Source organism: Streptomyces sp. NBC_01116 (assembly GCF_041435495.1).
In the GTDB taxonomy this organism is placed as follows: Bacteria; Actinomycetota; Actinomycetes; order Streptomycetales; family Streptomycetaceae; genus Streptomyces.
Map to the genome: position 1 here is coordinate 269120 of NZ_CP108644.1, position 16328 is coordinate 285447.

The following is a 16328-nucleotide window of genomic DNA, read 5'->3' on the forward strand; positions in this document are numbered from 1 at the left end:
CCGCATCGCCCGCAAGGGAGTCGAGCCCTCGCACCGGCTGGGCCGCCACCGCTGGACCGTGGAGCGCACCATGGCCTGGCTCGCCGGCTGCCGCCGCCTCCACCGACGTTACGAACGCAAGGCCCACCATCTCCTCCTTCCAGCATCGCCCGCACCCTCATCCGCTACCGCAGACTCACCAGAAGAGCCGACCCCTTGGCCGGGAGACGCTGAGGGCTGCGGGGCCTTGTGGACTGTCAGGCCGTCCGGCACGATCGCAGGCATGATGACCAACCGAAAGGCTCATGCCGCGTAGACGGCCCGGCGCGCTTCGCGCCGAAGATCCGGCCCCGCCCGTCTGGAGCCCCTGGACCTGTCGCATCCCCGGATTGTCCGAGCGCACCTGCGCCGAGATCCAGCGCACGGAGCGTGATCACGGGGACTCCTGGGCCGGGCTGGGGGACGGCTTGTGGGATGGGTCGGTGGAAGCCGCGCTCAGGCACTACCGGGCGTTCCTGCGACAGCCCGGCCGGTACCTGGACCTGTGCTTCGCCTTCTCCCCCCATCCCGAGTCATCCCTCGTCGACGTGGCGAACGCCCGGGACATTCTCCAAGAAGCGCTGCACGCGCTCCCGCAGCCGTCCCGCGCCGAACTTGGACGGGTGGTGGCGCGTTTGGACGCGGAGCTTCGCCACCGGACCCTGCCCGACCCACACGCCTACCGGCACCTGCGGTGGCATGGCGAATGGTGGCACCGACGCCTCTACGACGGTGAATTCCGGTGGTGAACGGCTGCAACCAGCCCTGACCGGTTTTCAGGAAAGCCGTGCCTGGTCCTGGCACGAGGAGAGTTGTACAGGTTGAGGGGATCGTGACGCCCGTTGGGCCGTTCGGCCCGTACGGCTCTCCTCGTGTCGCGTCTGCACCGGCATCCCGGGGAATCAGCTCGGCTCGCTCATCGCCGAGTTGGCCGCCCCGCGCGAACAGCACGACGGGGCGAGTCGCCGCCGGAGCTCAGCGAGCCGGCGCACACTGCCGTTCTCGGCGAACCGGGCCCGGCGGGCCCGGTTCCGTCCGGTTGGAGGGCCGGGTCTCCCGTCGCGGAGGCGGCTGGCGTCAGCGTTTCCAGACGGTCGCACGCCAGGTCGTCGCGTTACCGGCACCGTCGGTGCCGACGGCGAATCCGGCGATCACTCCGGCATCGTTGATGGCGAATGCCGCCGCGTAGGGGCCGAGTGACGAAGGCGGAAGCTGGACGACCTCACCGCCGGGTTTCCACAACAGAGCCTTGTCCAACGCAGGGTTGCCGGCCGGCGGCCACGCATACCCGACGGCTGCACCCCGGTCGTTGATCGCCAGCACTTCCCCTGCCGCTTCCGCCGGATTGGCGAGCAGGGTCCGTGTGCCGTTCGCGTTCCAGCGGGCCGGGTCGCCGTTCGGGGAGTCCTCCAACGAAGCGCCCACGGCGGTGCCCGCCCTGTTGACGTCGTACCCCCTCCCGCGCCCGGCGTCACGGACAGTGCCGTCGCCCGCCCACACCAGGACCCGGTCGTACTGCGTGCTCCCGGCGAGCCGCCCGTGACCGAAGACCACGCCGTTGTCGGTGATCCGGTTCGTCCGGGCCCCGGTGAACCCCGCAGGCAGGGGCAGCGCCGTCACGGTACCCGCCGCGTTCCAGCGCACGGGATGCGCTGGGCCGCCGGGGACGTCGTGCTGCTCGGTCCATCCCACCGCCGTGCCCGCAGTGTTGATCGACGTAGCGGTACCACTGTTGTCGCCGGGCAGCACGGGCAGGGCGGTCCTTCTGCCGTCGGGCCGCCATCGCAGAGGCTGGGAAAGAGAGTTCTCCTGGTGCGCGTCGCCGACCACGACTCCGGCGTTGTTGACGGCCGACGCGTTTCCGCCGCGAGACCCCGTGGGAAGCGCCAATCGTGTCGGCGTGCCGCCCGGTGTCCAGCGAACGGGATGGACGTTGGGCAGGCCGTCGTAGGACAGGCCGACCGCCCATCCGGCGTCGCTGAGCGCTGTCGTGCGGCTGAACCGCTCATCGGGCAGCGGCGCCAGGAGGGTGTAGCCGCGGCGGCCGGCGTTCCACCGGATCGCGAGCGGCCCGTCGGAGCCTTCCACGTAGTAGTCGCCGACGACCGTGCCGCTGTTGTTCAGCCCCCTGACGAAACTGTGGAGCGCTCCCGGGGGGATCGGGAGCAGCCGTGCGGCCGGCAGCAGCTCGGAGGGCGCGGCGGCCGCCACGGGCACCGACCCCAGGAGGAGCACAGTGGCCGCCGCCGTGGCGACGAGGGACACAGGTCGGGCCATGCGCGATAGGACCATCCGGACACTCCTGCTCTCGTCAACGACGTTGACGTACACGTGCGTGGGCGCTTTCGTCTGTCCGAGTCCGGCAGAGAGCCCGCACTGCGGCTCAGTCTTCCGATCCCGCCGCTCCTTCGGGAGGCTGATCTCCGAAACGACCGGATTCGAACTGACTCCCTGCTCCGTGCCGCTCGCTGTCCTACGCGCAGCGACGCCCCACGGACTGCTTCGGCTGCCCCTTCGACGGCGCTCAGCAGCACTTCCTGTCCACGCCGACGATCGCGGCCGACGGCCGGTGAGCGCCCTCATTCACCCCAGGCGCAGCATGGGGCCGCAGCGGCTTTCGGCCATCCGCTGTGCTCGGCCGATCAACAGACCTCGAAACCCGCCGTCGGGTCCGGCAGCTGGTGCTCGGGCTGCTGTCGGACCTGCCACGCACGAACTGCTGGACGATCGCCGAGCGGACAGGGGAGGCGACCCCTTGCCGTCGTCCGAGCAGACGAGCCCGCCCGGCACCCCGTATCCGACGCCCTCATACCGCTCACCTGCGGCAAGATCCAGCGCCTGTTCATCGCGCTCGTCGGCCGCCCCACCCTGAACGCCCCGCGGGGTTCTGTGGCCACGTCCACGTGCGCGGGCGCAGACTACCGTGGCAGCGTCGCGGCGTAGTTCGGTCGGGTGGAGGAGTGCCGATGACAGGTTTGGGCTGGATGTACGGGAGAGACCTGCCGCTGTTGAGTCTCACGTTCGCGCGAGACCTTACGGCCCGGCAGCTCCTGGAACGGATGGGCGCCGATCCCGCGACACTGGCCGTGCGGAGCCAGGATGATCTCCGCGAAGAGTTTGAGGGCCCCGACGGGCTTGACACCTGCCCGGTCAGCGCGGGCGGGTACGGCGACTGGGCTTGGGCCTGGGAGCATGCCAGTGGGCGCTGTACCGAGGATGCCGGACTGATCGGCAGCGTTTCCGAGGGAACGGCTGCTGTCGTACTGCATCACGCCAACGGCCGAGTGGAGTTCTGGTACGCCGAGGGCGGCCGGTTGGTCTCCGCATTCGATTCCTCCAGCGGTCTCCGGCCCGCTGATCGTTTCGGAGCCGATCCGTCACGCTTCGACTCCGAACTCCGTTCACACGGTGCGAATCCGGATACCGGCGACTACGGTCCTTTGGGGTGTCTGGGCCTCTTCCTCCGTCTCGGGGAAGGCTTGGGCATCGGGTTGCCGCACGACGATCTGGTCAGCAGACCTCTTCTTGGCGCCCGGCTCTGCTCAGGATGAGGCCTCAACTGATCCTGTGGTTCATCGGCGTGATGGGTGCCCAGGTCAAAAACGATTCGGAGTGGTGCGGGACCCCTTCGCCCCTGGCCAGTGCGCAGTGCGTCACCGGCCGCAGCGCTGATTGCCTACTGCTGATTGCCAACTGCTGACTGCTGACTTCTCGATGGCGTTTCGGCCCTGAAGTGGATCCGGCTTCGTCCACACCCGTGCGTGAGCGACCTCCGTGCCCCGATGCGGCCGCTGCCGGCTCGCGGGCCGTTCGGTCGGGGAGGAAGGGCGAGGAGCGTCTGCCCGGCCGGTACTCTGCCGGGGTGACGGAGCGCATCGAGCAGGACGGGCGGCGGCCGGCGAACGACGGGCCGAAGGCCGCTGCTCGCAACCGGGCCGCTCTGGTCACCGCCGCCCGGGAGATCTTCGCGGAGCACGGTCTGGAGGCGCCGCTCTCCGCGATCGCGCGCAGGGCCGGGGTCGGGCAGGGCGTTCTCTACAGGCACTTTCCCGACCGGAGTGCCGCGGTGGCCGCGGTCCTGGAGGAGAACGTGCGGCAGGTCGAGCAGGCCGCGGCGCACGAGGACGCCACCTTCGACGCCGTGCTCGGTGTGCTGACGTGGCATCTTGCCGAGTCGGCGGCTTTCATCGGTCTGCTGCACGCCGACCGGGCGGGCGGCCGCTCGGGCATCCGCGCGCACGCCCTTGCCCTGTCCGAGCGGGTGGAGTGCGCTCTGCGCAAGCACCTCCCCCGCGGTCACCGGCTGAGTGCGGGGGACGACCTCGTGCTCTCGGTGGCCATGGTCTCCGCCGCCGTCATCGGTACCACCCGCGAGGAACGCGAGCACCGGGCGCTGGCCGCCTGGCGGTTGCTCGACGTCGAGGTGGGGCCGGTACGGGCCTTCGACGGCTGAGCCGAAGGCCCGCGTCAGCCGCCGTTGGACTGCCGGACGCCTTCCGCGAGCGCGTCGAAGGAGTACAGGTAGCCCCCGGCGGGACCGCTGACGGTCATGTACGCCTTGGTACCGCCGGGGGTGATGGCCACGTTCGTCGCCGACTCCAGGCCTTCGGCCCGCGAGGGAAGCTCCACCGTCGCCAGCCGCTCGCCGTGCCGGTCGTACACGGCCATGGCCGCCCGGCCGTGCAGCCCCTGGTAGAGGTTTCCGTCCGCGTCCACGGCGATCGAGTCGGTCTGGGCGAGTCCGCCGTCCACGCGGATGGCGGTGTGCCGGGACGTCACCCCGCCCTTCTCGTCGAGGCGCAGGTAGGAGATCCGGTTCTCGGTGAGCTCGCTGAACCACAGCCCTCGGTAGTCCGCGTCGAAGGAGATCCCGTTCGGCGCGGCCAGGTCCTCTGCCAGAACGGTGGCCCCGCCGCCCTCCCGGTCGATCCGCACCACACGGCCGTGGGCCTTGCCCCCGGTCAGACCGCGTGAGTCGCTGACGTACAGGTCGCCCTCCTGGCCGAAGGCGATGTCGTCGGGGTTCATCGGCGCTCCGTCGACCTCGCCGGAGAAGAAGGTCCGCGGGTCGCCGCCGCCGGGCGCCAGGCTCACGATCTCGCCGTGCGCGAAGTCGCTGAGGTAGAGCCGTCCGTCGTACGGGCTGAACTGTGCCGAGGTGTACGCCCCTCTGCCATCGGTGTGGAGCGTGCGGGACGTCTTCTTCGCCACGTCGACACGTATGACCTTGGGCTCGCCCTCGGGCGCGGTGACGTCGACGACGATCAGGCCGCCGTCCTCGCCGAACACAGGTCCCTCCAGCAAGGTCATTCCCGTCTCGTCGTGCACCTGGGTCAGCTGCATGACCTTCTGCGCCCGGATGGTCCTGCCCGCGGAGGCCGACGCCGCCTCTCCCCCGGGATCGCCGCTCTCCGTACCGCATCCGGCGAGGATCAGCGCGCCGATGGCGGCGAGAACGGAAAGAGACCGGGCCGAAAGTCGCTGCATGTGGGGATCACTCTTCCTGTGCGGTCCGTGCGGTGGGCGGGTTCCCGGGGGTGGGTTGCGTGGGCGGGACGGCGGAGGCCGAGGTGAGCGGTGAACGGCTCTGGCCGAATGTCGCCGTCCTGCCCGGACTCCAACCGGACAGCCCTGTCCGGTAGTTGTTACCGTAGCGGACGGCCGCCCCATTCCGGGCCGCTGCCACCCCACCATCCGGATCGAGGACCCCCACATGACGACTCCTCAAGCACCGGCTCCCCACGAGCTCGCCGCCCTGAGGCGGCGCTACCGACTCGAACGCGAACGGCGTGTGCGTCCCGACGGAGCCGCGCAGTACCGCGACGCGGACGCCGAGTTCGGCTACTACGCGGCGGACCCGTACACGGAGGGGCCTCTCGGGCGCGGCCCTCTCCGCGACACCGTCGACGTCGCCGTGATCGGCGGCGGATTCGGCGGCATCCTCACGGGCGCGCACCTGCGGCAGCAGGGCGTCGAGCGCGTCCGGGTCATCGAGAAGGGCGGCGATTTCGGCGGCACTTGGTACTGGAACCGGTACCCGGGCGTCCACTGCGACGTCGAGTCCCACGTCTACCTGCCGATGCTCGACGAGACCGGTTATGTACCGGAGTGGAAGTACGCCCCCGGCGACGAGATCCGCCGTCACGCGGTGCGGATCGCGGAGAAGTTCGGCCTCTACGCGGACGCGCTGTTCTCCACCGGGGTCACCGAACTCACCTGGGACGAGGCTTCCGAGACGTGGATCGTGGCCACGGACCGCGGCGATGCCTTCCGGGCCACCTACGTCGTGAACGCCACCGGCACCCTCACCGATCCGAAGCTTCCCGGGATCCCCGGCATCGAGGACTTCGCAGGCCACACCTTCCACACCTCGCGGTGGGACTACGCCTACACCGGCGGCTCCCCCCGGGGCGGCATGACCGGCCTCGCGGACAAGCGGGTGGGCGTCGTCGGCACCGGGGCCACCGGCATCCAGGTCATCCCGATGCTGGCCGAGGACGCCGCGCACCTCTACGTCTTCCAGCGCACCCCCTCCACCGTGGACGTACGCGGCAACCGCCGGACCACCGCCGGGGACGTGGGCGCCGACCGAGAGGGCTGGGCCCGGGCGCGACGGGAGAACTACCTCCGCATCGTCTCCGGCGAGGGCGCCGACCAGGATCTGGTGGCGGACCGGTGGACGACGTCGGCGGGCCTGCTGGAGAAACTCCTGCCGAGCTTCCGGCGGCAGGGCGACCGGCAGGAGTTCGAAGCCGCCTACGAGGTGGCCGACGCCGCCAAGATGAACGAGCTCCGCGCCCGCGTCGAAGAGACGGTCGCGGACGCGGGGACGGCGGAGAAGCTCAAGCCCTGGTACCGCTACGCGTGCAAGCGCCCCACCTTCTCCGACCTGTACTACCCGGCGTTCAACCGCCACAACGTCACGCTCGTCGACACCGCGGACACCCACGGCATCGAGCGCGTCACCGAGCGCGGCGTCACGGTCGGCGGCGCCACGTACGAGCTCGACTGCCTGATCTTCGCCACCGGGTTCAACGTGGGGACCTCCGGCATCCACTCGGGCAAGCTCCCCGTTCACGGCCGGGGCGGCGTACAACTGCTCCACAAATGGGCACGGCAGGGCCCGCGCACGCTCCACGGCTTCACGAGCAACGGTTTCCCCAATCTCCTGCAGATGGGGCCACTCCAGAACGCCAGCAGCGTCAACTTCACCCACATCCTGGACGAGCAGGCCCTCCACGCCGCCGCCCTCATCGCAGCCGCGGAGGCCGCCGGCGCCCTCATCGAGCCCTCGCCCGAGACCGAGGACGCCTGGATCGCCGTCCTGGCCGAGGGCGCGCCCGACCACGAGTGGTTCCACGCCGAGTGCACCCCGGGCTACTACAACCGTGAAGGGCGCGGCCGGCCCAACGGCCCCATCGCCTACCCGCACGGAGCCGTCGCCTTCCACGAACTCCTCAAGCGCTGGCGCGACGAGTCCATGGCGGAGGTCCTCCGGAGCAGGACGGTTCTCCCGACCTGAGCACGACTCGCCCGCCCTCAGCCCTCAGCCCTCAGCCCTCGCAGTGTCGGAAGGACCGAGCCATGAACACACCCGCATCCGAGCCGGACATCGCCTCTCGCGCCCGGCGGAGCGTGATCGTCACCGGGGCCGCGTCCGGTATCGGCCGGGCCGCCGCTCTGGCCTTCGCCACCGGGGGCGACCGCGTCCTGGCCGCCGACCTCGACGCGGCCGGCGTCGAGGAGACCGTACGGAGGATCACGGTCGCCGGGGGTGTCGCACGGGCGGTCGCCGGGGACCTGGCGGAGCAACGGGTGGTGGACGCCGTGGTGGCCCGGGCGGTGGCGGAGTTCGGCGGGGTCGACGTCCTGGTCAACAACGCGGGAGTCATGGACCGGATGTCGGCGGCGCACGAGACCGACGACGCCGAGTGGGACCGGGTGCTGCGCGTCGACCTCACGGCTCCCTTCCTCCTCACCCGAGCCGTACTCCCCCACATGCTGGCCGCCGGCTCGGGATGCCTGGTCTTCACCGGCTCCGAGGCCGGCCTGCGCGGCGGCGCCGCCGGAGCCGCGTACACCGCTGCCAAGCACGGGATCACCGGGCTGGTGAAGAACCTGGCGGTGATGTACCGCGCGCAGGGCATCCGGGCCAACATGATCGCGCCCGGCCCCACCGCGACCGGTATGGGCGTCGACAGCCGCCCCGACGCGCACGGCCCCTCCGTCGTCGGGAGCCTCATCGGAGCGAACATCGGCCGCATCGGCTCGGCGGACGAACAGGCCGCCGCCATCGTCTGGCTCGCTTCCGGTGCGGCCTCCTTCGTCAACGGCGCGGTCCTGCCCGTGGACGACGGCTGGTCGGCCGTCTGACGCGGCCCGGCCGCCCTGTTCGTCGTACGTCACGGGCGGGCCGCGTCGGAGGCTGGGCTCCTCGGCCGTGGGCGGTCAGGGCAGGAGTTCTACGTACCCGTCGGTTCCGTGCACGCGGATCCGCTGCCCGTCCCGGATCAGCCGGGTGGCCCGCTCGACGCCCACGACGGCCGGCAAGCCGTACTCCCTGGCGATCACCGCGCCGTGGGTCATCAGGCCGCCGACCTCCGTCACCAGGCCGGCGATCCCGACGAACAGCGGTGACCAGCTGGGGTCCGTGAAGGTCGTGACCAGGATGTCGCCCGCTTCGAGGTCGGCCTCCGCCATGTCGAGGATGACGCGGGCCCTTCCCTCGACGGTCCCTGCGGACACCGGCAGGCCGGTCAGCGCGCCGGCCGGCACGTCGTCGCGCCGGTACGCGCCGGTGAGGGCCTCGCCGTCCGACGTGAGGACCCGGGGCGGAGTGAGCGCCTGGTACGACCGGAACGCCTCCTTGCGCCGCTGGATGAGCTGCTGGTCGGCCCGGTCGGCCCGGTCGGCCCGTACGGCCTCGTGGAGTTCCTGGAACGTCAGGTAGAAGGCGTCCTCCTTCTCGGCAAGCACGTTGTCCCGCACGAGGCGCTCGGCCTCCGCCAACAGGGCCTGCTTGTAGACGAAGTAGCGGCTGATGATGCCGTACTTCGGATACTCCCGGTATCCGATGAAGGTCCTGACGCGGTCGATCATCCGCTGGGTCTCGTCGGCCTTCCGGTCCCCGTCCGGCAGGGCCCGCAGCCGTGACAGCACGTCCTGCTCCTTCTCCCGGGCCTTCCGCCGGCCCTGTTCGAAGCGCTGCTCGGCTGCTCCCGGACCGAAGTTCCGCACGTTGTCGAGGATCACGGGAACGAGCGTGGTGGGGCGTTCGCGCCAGCGTGGCCTGGTGATGTCGATCTCTCCGACGCAGCGCATGCCGTACCGGTCGAGGTAGGCCTCGATGGCCGCGCGCGCCTCGCCCCCGCCCTCGGTCTTCGCCAGTTCGTCCAGGAAGGTCGCGTCCTCAAGGCGCTCGGTGTCCCGCAGGAAGGCCAGCACCTCCGGCAGCGGGCGGACCACGTCCGCGACGTCGAGCAGCGCCAGTCCCATCTCCGACGTGATGTTGTCGGGGGCCGACAGCGTCAGAGTGTCCGCGACGTTCTTCTCGCCCAGCCACTCCCGCAGCTTGTCGTTGAGCCACCAGGTGGCGTCCATCCCCGCCATGAGCGCCCGCATGCTCAGCGGATCGGCCAGAACCCGCTTGTGCTCCTCGAATGCCTCCAGCAGGAAGTCGAACAGCGCCGGGCCCTCCTTCGTCCGGATGTCCCGTTCCAGGGCGGCGACGGACGTCCGGCTGCGCTCGATCAGCTCGGAGACGACGGCCGGATCGGTCGCGACCGGGGCGGGCGCACCGGTGGGCGGCGGCCCGCCGGGAGCCGGGTCCGGGTCCGGGAGCGAGGGCACGAAGCCGTCGCGTCCGAGGACGGTCTCCAGGGCATCCCTGACCAGCGGATCGCCCTTCCCCAGAACGTCCAGGAGGCCGTCGCGGCTCGTGGGCGAAGCGAGTCGCCGGGTGACGTCGACGAACAGCCGCCCGCCCGCCTCGTGCATCGGCACCATGGCCGTCAGCTGCCACATGGAGTACCCGAGGGGCTTCATGGCGTCGGTCATCATCTGCTGGTGGCCGACGGAGACGTAGACGTGATTACCCCCGTGGCTGTGCCCATCGCCCCCGTGGCTGTTCCCGTGATCGCCGCCGTCGTTCCCCTCGGGGTTCTCATCGGAAGGCCCCTCGGCGTCGTTCTCGATGTCGGGGAGAGGGTAAAGGGTGGTGATCGGCCTGCTCTGCACGATCCGGAATCCGTCGTCGACCAGGCACCATTCGATGTCCTGCGGGCGGCCGAAGTGCGCTTCGATCCGGCGGCCGAGCCCCACGAGGCGCACGGCCTGCTCATCCGTCAGCGCGGGCCGCTCCCGCTGGCGTGCGTCGACCGCCACTTCCCGTGTGCCGCCGGCGGGAAGGGCGTGAACGGCGCGCTCCTTGGCGGCGATGGTCCTGGTGACGACTTCGCCGCCGCGGACCGTGAAGACGTCCGGGTTCACCAGACCGGAGACCAGGGCCTCGCCGAGGCCGAAGCCGGCGTCCACGGTGGCGTCCTTCCGGTTGCCGCTCACCGGGTCGGCCGTGAACAGGACGCCGGACGCGTGCGGGAAGACCATCCGCTGTACGACCACGGCCATGTGGACCGTACGGTGGTCGATGCCGTGCCGCTGCCGGTAGACCACTGCCCGCTCGGTGAACATCGAGGCCCAGCACCGGCTGATGTGCTGGATGATCGCGGTCGGCCCCAGGACGTTCAGATACGTGTCCTGCTGGCCCGCGAAGGAGGCCGTCGGCAGGTCCTCCGCCGTCGCGCTGGACCGGACGGCGTACGCGGCCTGCTCTCCGAACCGGGCGAGCGAGCCGGTGATCGCCGCCTCGATGTCCCCCGGCACGGCGGTCTCTTCGATGATGCGGCGCATCCGTGCGCTGAGCGCGCGGATCGCCTCCCCGTCCTCCGGGCCCAGGCGCGACAGCTCATCGAGCCGATCGTCGATCGACGGGACGTGCGCCATGGCCCGCTCGAAGGCGCCCGTCGTCACGCAGAAGCCGTCCGGTACGCGGATGCCTTCGATCCGCGTCAGTCCGCCGAGGTGCGCGCCCTTGCCGCCGACGGTCGCGACGCGCGTCTCGTCGACCTCTCCGAGGTCCAACACGTACGGGTCCGTCATCGCGACACCTCCGGGGCGGTCGTGTTCCGTTGCGCTGCGGCGGCCGATCGGATCATCGGCGCCCCGCCCTCTGTCGAACCTCTTGTCGGACACGCATGCATTCCTGGTTGTCTTCCCTCTGGCTGATGGACCGGCGGATCCTGCCGGCCGGTCGACGAACGTCGTGTCACCGTTCCCGCAGGTGGTGGCGGCGACCCGAGGATTCTGCGCCGTCACCCGGGGCTTGCCGCAAGCCCCCCGGTGAGCTATAAGTTGAGAGTGGCAAGGAGAGGTCTCGCTCCTTGCCTCTGCTTTTGCCCAGGCGCCTGGTCACCCCCTTCGGCCCGCCCTCTCGGGCGCAGCGGCTCCGGGGAGCCCGGTCATTCCTCCGCGTCGCGGACCAGCAGGGCGATCTGCACCCGGTTCTGGACCGCCAGCTTGGCGAACAGGCTGCCGGTGTGCGCCTTGACCGTCGCGACGCTGATGTGCAGTTTCCGTGCGATCTCCGGGTTCCCCAGTCCGTCCGCGATGGCCCGAGCGGTTTCGCGTTCCCGTTCGGTCAAGGTCGACAGTCGTTGCCGTGCCGCCCGTCGGGTCGAGTCGCGGGCGTGGGAGGACTGCGGGCCGGTGGCCGCGGCGATCACCCGTGCCGTGGCGGCCGGGGACAGCACGGGGCTGCCGTCCGCAACGGCCCGCACGGCGTCGAGGATGCGCTGGGGCGGGGTGTCCTTCAGGACGAATCCGAGAGCGCCGGCCCGCAGGGCGCCGAGCACCAGGTCGTCGGAGTCGAAGGTCGTCAGCATGAGCACCCTGGGCGGCGTCGGCCGGGTCAGGAGCTCCCGGGTGGCGTCGAGTCCGTCGAGTCCGGGCATCCGTACGTCCATCAGCACGACGTCCGGCCGCTGCTCGTCCACCACGGTGATCGCGGCGTTCCCGTCGGCCGCCTCCGCCACGACCGTCAGATCCGGTTCGCCGTCGATGACGAGCCGCAGCGCCATCCGCACCAGCTGGTCGTCGTCGACGATGACGACACGCACCGGTTCCCGTTCGCTGTCCACTCATGCTCTCTTCTCGTGGGTGGGGTGGGGCCAGGGTAGCCGCGCGCTGAGGACGTACCCGTTGCCGGACGTGGGGTGGTGGCGGAGTGTTCCGCCGGCCAGGCCGACCCGTTCGGTGAGGCCGAGCAGTCCGAATCCCGAGGCCGGTGGCCGGTGCGCGGTTCTCGTGGTGGCCGGGGAGTTGCGGACGTCGACGGCGAGCCCGGTGCCCGCCGTGCCTTCGAGGGCGATGTGGACGGGTGCGCCCGGGGCGTGCTTGGCGGCGTTGGTCAGCCCTTCCTGGACCACCCGGTAGCAGGTTCGTCCCACGACGTCGGCGGGTGTTCCCGTCACGGCGGTGCTCAGGGTGACGTCCAGTCCTGACGCGCGGGCGTCGGCCACCAGGTCGGGGACGCGGTCGAGAGAGGGCTGCGGTGGTTCCGGGTGGCCCGGGTCGGCGCGGAGCACCCCGAGGACGTCGCGCAGTTCTTCGAGGGCCTGGTGGGAGCCCTCGGCTATGCCGCGGACCAGCAGACGGCTCTCCTCGGCTCCGAGGTCGCCGCGGTGGTCCAGCACTCCTGCCTGCATGGCGACCAGCGAGATCCGGTGCGCGAGCACGTCGTGCATCTCGCGGGCGATCCGGTTGCGCTCCAGGACCCGTGCCTGCGCCGCTCGTGCCGCCTGTTCCCGTTCCGCGCTCTCCGCACGGTCCCGCAGGGACCGCACTTCGACACGCCGAGCGCCGACGGCCATGCCCGCGGCGGCCGCGATGCCCGCGGTCAGGGCCGGCAACGCGAGTTGCAGCCAGAGCATGCCGGGCGGGCTCTGGACCGGGTAGATCCCGCCCGCGAACTGGGACGCGGCCACATAGGCCACGGCAACGGCCCCGATCTCCACCGGGCGTCGGCGCGTGGAGATCGAGCCCAGCGCCAGGAGGGTCGCGCCGGTGGCGAGCGTGGACGCCGTCGAGGCGACCGCGACCGTCATGGCGACGGCGAGCGGGAAGCGTCGCCGCCACACCAGGGCCGTCAGACAGGCGAGGGCCACGAGCGGATCACCGATGCGGAACCAGGGGCCCGGGCCGGCGCCCTGCCCGTGCAGCAGCACTCCGATGTAGAGCCAGATCGGCACGCTCACCGCCGCGGCCGCCGTCAGTCGCCAGGTCTGCTGCCACCGTCCGAGCCGGGGCGCGCCGTAGGTGTTCACCCGTTCATTGTCGCGAAGCCGTACGGCCGACGGGTCGGCCCAGGGGCGGAGGCCCACTGGACCGGAGTCGTACCCCTGCCTCGCCCTTGGTCGGTACGGCTCCGGGCCGCCGGGCCGATGTGCTGCCCGGACCCGCACGGACAGACTCGTCCGGACGGCGGGCCCAGGGTGCGGGTTGTCCGTACGGCCACGTCACACAGACATCGGCGGCGGTGCTCCGGGAGCCGGTGGTTCCGGCGTCCCGTGCGCCCCCTTCTTCAGGAGGACCTCAGATGCGTGCAGCCTTGTCCCTAGCTCTCGCCGTCGGCGCGGTGGCGGTGGCGGCCTCCGTGCCGGGAGCATCGGCGGCTCCGGCCACCGCACGGGTGGATCCCGGCGCCGTCGGGATGCCGAACCCGGGCCCCGTGCGGTGGGGTCCGTGCCCCGAGGACATCACCGCGCCCCGGCTGGAGTGCTCGACACTCGACGTCCCGCTGGACTACCGGCGCCCGGACGGCCGGCGGATCGAGATCGCGATCTCCCGACTGACGAGCGAGAACCCGTCGAAGCGCCGCGGTGTACTGGTGACGAATCCGGGCGGACCCGGCGGCGCGGGGCTGGACTATCCGGCGGTGCTGGCCGGCGCGGGGCTGCCCCGGGAAGTGCTGGACTCCTACGACGTGATCGGTTTCGACCCGCGCGGCGTCGGCCGGAGCACGCCCGTGACCTGCGATCTGACGCGGGAGCAGCAGTATCGCGGCAACTTCGCCCCGTACGCGCACACCGCCGCCGACGTCGCGCGGGAGGCGGGGTACGCGCGAACCGTCGCGAAGCAGTGCGCCGGCTCGCGCACGGCGCCGATGCTGCCGCACATCACCACCGCGAACACCGCGCGCGACATGGACCGGATCCGGGCAGCGCTGGGCGAGCAGAAGCTCTCGTACCTCGGCCATTCCTACGGCACCCATCTCGGTGCGGTGTACGCGACGATGTTCCCGGAGCGTGGTGACCGGGTCGTGCTCGACAGCAGTATGGGCCCCGGCGGCTATGACGTCACGGCCATGCGGTCGTTCGCCCGTGGGCTGGAGGACCGGTTCCCGGACTTCGCCGCGTTCGCGGCAGCGCGCCCCCGGTACGGTCTGGGGGCCACGACGGAGCAGGTGACCGCGAAGTTCTTCGAGCTCGCGGAGCGGCTGGACGGGAAGCCGATTCGGGGCATCGACGGGACCGCGTTCCGCGCGGTCACGTTCGAACGCCTCTACGTCGATGCCCTCATGCCCCACCTGGCGGAGTTCTGGCAGGCGGTCGACACGGACCGGCCGCTGCCGGCGTCTCCGCCGCCGCCTGCGAACCTGGAGAACCTCCTGGCCGCGCGGCACTACGTGATCTGCAACGACTCGCGTTGGCCGCGGACCGTTCGGGAATATCAGCGCAACGTCGCGTTCGACCGGCTGAGGTATCCCCTGCTCGGCGGGTCCACGGCCAGTATCGGACCGTGCGCGTTCTGGCCGACGAAGCGGGTCGAGCCGCCGGTGCGGATCGGTGACCGGGGTCCGTCGAACGTCCTCATGGTGCAGAACGAGCGCGACCCGGGGACGCCGCTGTCCGGCGCCCGGGAGCTGCGGCGGGCGTTCGGTCAGCGGGCCACGCTGGTGACGGCCGACCAGGGCGGGCACGGTGTCCACCCGTTCGGCGGCAACACGTGCGCGCATGACGCGGTGACGGCGTTCCTGACCACCGGGCAGCGCCCGGCACGGGACCTGGCCTGTGCGGCGGAGCCGGGCGGTCAGGGGAAACGGACCGTGTTCGGGCAGCGCGGAAGCGGGTCCGCCCCGAGGGACGTGAGGGACGTGGTCGCGTCGGGAACACTCCGGTGATCTCCGACGTTCGACCTCAGGCCCACTTCCGCGAAACGTGAATCCGAGGGATTGCCTTGCCCGATGCTTCCACTGCCGACGCCGAGCACCAGCTCCCGTCGCCCGCCGCGCAGGCGGAGCGGCTGATCGGGCTGGGGGTGCACGCGATCGCGGGGATTCCCGCCGATGACATCCGCGCGTTCGCCGGAACGGCCGACCCGGGCCGTGACGTTCTGCTCGCCGTCCATCCGGACCGCGCACCCGCCTCCGCACTCGCGCCACTGCTCCTGCGTGACGGCAAGCCCGGCTTCGTCGTCGTCGACATGCCCGACGTCGATCTGTTCGTCCCCACCGAGGTCGAACTTCCCGACGCGCCTCTCTATTTCGTCGCCCGGCCCGACCGCGGCGACCACATGGCCAACTGGAGCCCGGAGGAGGCGTTGCCCGCCCTCACCGAGCAGGGCCGCAGTCCCTTGGTGCTCACCGAAGGCATCCACTGGGTGGTGCAGCAGCCGGCGGTGCTGGAGCGGAACCTCTGCTTCATGACCATCGGGTCCCGGCTGCGCAAGGCGAACGGCGCCCTGGACGCGCGCACACCGGCGATCTGGATCAGCAACGGCACCGGGCGGGACGGCAAGGAGCGGCGCGACGCCCCCAAGGTCGGCTGGTGCTGGTGGGGCAACCGCCATACCTGGCTGGGCTTCGCCTCCGCCGCGGGCCGCGCGGGCCGGTAGCGAACGACCGTTCGCCCTGCCGTTGGCCCACGTCCGATGACTCGCCTCCGATGGAGCGGGGCCGCGCGGCCCCGCTCCATCGGCGCGAGAACTCCTCCTCGGAGTGCGGTCCCCAAGCCTCCGTGAGGACTGACCAGTCGCCAGATTCCTTTTATTGCAAGGGGTTTGGAGACTTTGCATCAACGCCTGCGAACTTTGAACACTGCGGTGACGAAGTATGGACGCCGCCGGTAGAAGCCTCCTACTGTTCTCGGCGCAGCCACCGGAGCCCCTGTCCGGACGAAGCGCTGCCCCACCGCACGAGCCGAACGTTCACCCCCGGGCGCCGGGTGGCCCCACCCACCGCCGCGACGCGCCCCTCG

12 protein-coding genes and 2 pseudogenes are annotated in these 16328 nt (G+C 71.2%); 9 read left to right on the top strand and 5 right to left on the bottom strand.

Annotated elements, in window-relative coordinates; genetic code table 11:
* Position 1: 1 nt before the first annotated feature.
* A pseudogene (locus OG245_RS01040) lies at positions 2–124 on the top strand (transposase); the annotation flags it as partial.
* Positions 125–368: 244 nt separating this feature from the next.
* Positions 369–767, top strand: coding sequence for a hypothetical protein (locus OG245_RS01045; protein ID WP_371621633.1), 399 nt, complete (start codon positions 369–371; stop codon positions 765–767).
* Between the two features lie 328 nt (positions 768–1095).
* Here OG245_RS01045 and OG245_RS01050 read toward each other — a convergent pair whose 3' ends face one another.
* Entirely contained in the window at positions 1096–2295 is a 1200-nt protein-coding gene (locus tag OG245_RS01050) for a hypothetical protein (protein WP_371621634.1), read from the bottom strand.
* Positions 2296–2648: 353 nt separating this feature from the next.
* Between OG245_RS01050 and OG245_RS01055 the strand changes: the two are divergent.
* The 3 genes and pseudogenes from OG245_RS01055 to OG245_RS01065 form a co-directional block, all read left to right on the top strand.
* Positions 2649–2774 (top strand): annotated as a pseudogene (locus OG245_RS01055) (IS701 family transposase); the annotation flags it as partial.
* 210 nt (positions 2775–2984) lie between these two features.
* Complete coding sequence (locus tag OG245_RS01060) at positions 2985–3569, top strand: DUF6461 domain-containing protein (protein ID WP_371627770.1); 585 nt, start codon at positions 2985–2987, stop codon at positions 3567–3569.
* A gap of 311 nt (positions 3570–3880) precedes the next feature.
* Positions 3881–4471, top strand: a complete 591-nt coding sequence (locus OG245_RS01065) for a TetR/AcrR family transcriptional regulator (protein WP_371621635.1) — start codon at positions 3881–3883, stop codon at positions 4469–4471.
* A gap of 14 nt (positions 4472–4485) precedes the next feature.
* Here the strand turns inward: OG245_RS01065 and OG245_RS01070 are convergent, their stop codons facing one another.
* Positions 4486–5505: an SMP-30/gluconolactonase/LRE family protein gene (locus OG245_RS01070; RefSeq protein ID WP_371621636.1), complete on the bottom strand. Its 1020-nt coding sequence runs from the start codon at positions 5503–5505 to the stop codon at positions 4486–4488.
* A gap of 226 nt (positions 5506–5731) precedes the next feature.
* On the opposite strand from OG245_RS01070, the gene OG245_RS01075 reads away from it, so the two are divergent.
* Positions 5732–7540, top strand: coding sequence for a flavin-containing monooxygenase (locus tag OG245_RS01075; RefSeq protein ID WP_371621637.1), 1809 nt, complete (start codon positions 5732–5734; stop codon positions 7538–7540).
* Between the two features lie 62 nt (positions 7541–7602).
* Positions 7603–8391 carry an SDR family NAD(P)-dependent oxidoreductase gene (locus tag OG245_RS01080; RefSeq protein ID WP_371621638.1) on the top strand — a complete coding sequence of 263 codons (789 nt, stop codon included), beginning with the start codon at positions 7603–7605 and terminating at the stop codon, positions 8389–8391.
* Between the two features lie 75 nt (positions 8392–8466).
* Here the strand turns inward: OG245_RS01080 and rph are convergent, their stop codons facing one another.
* The 3 genes from rph to OG245_RS01095 form a co-directional block, all read right to left on the bottom strand.
* On the bottom strand, positions 8467–11175 hold the full coding sequence (gene rph / locus OG245_RS01085; protein ID WP_371621639.1) for a rifamycin-inactivating phosphotransferase: 2709 nt from the start codon (positions 11173–11175) through the stop codon (positions 8467–8469).
* Positions 11176–11534: 359 nt separating this feature from the next.
* Positions 11535–12212, bottom strand: coding sequence for a response regulator (locus OG245_RS01090; RefSeq protein ID WP_371621640.1), 678 nt, complete (start codon positions 12210–12212; stop codon positions 11535–11537).
* Positions 12213–13397 (bottom strand): sensor histidine kinase, encoded by a 1185-nt coding sequence (locus tag OG245_RS01095; protein WP_371621641.1) that lies wholly within the window; start codon positions 13395–13397, stop codon positions 12213–12215.
* A gap of 272 nt (positions 13398–13669) precedes the next feature.
* Between OG245_RS01095 and OG245_RS01100 the strand changes: the two genes are divergently transcribed.
* Together OG245_RS01100 and OG245_RS01105 are read left to right on the top strand one after the other, a co-directional pair.
* Positions 13670–15253 carry an alpha/beta hydrolase gene (locus OG245_RS01100; protein ID WP_371621642.1) on the top strand — a complete coding sequence of 528 codons (1584 nt, stop codon included), beginning with the start codon at positions 13670–13672 and terminating at the stop codon, positions 15251–15253.
* 56 nt (positions 15254–15309) lie between these two features.
* On the top strand, positions 15310–15966 hold the full coding sequence (locus tag OG245_RS01105) for a DUF5701 family protein (RefSeq protein ID WP_371621643.1): 657 nt from the start codon (positions 15310–15312) through the stop codon (positions 15964–15966).
* Positions 15967–16328: the final 362 nt, after the last annotated feature.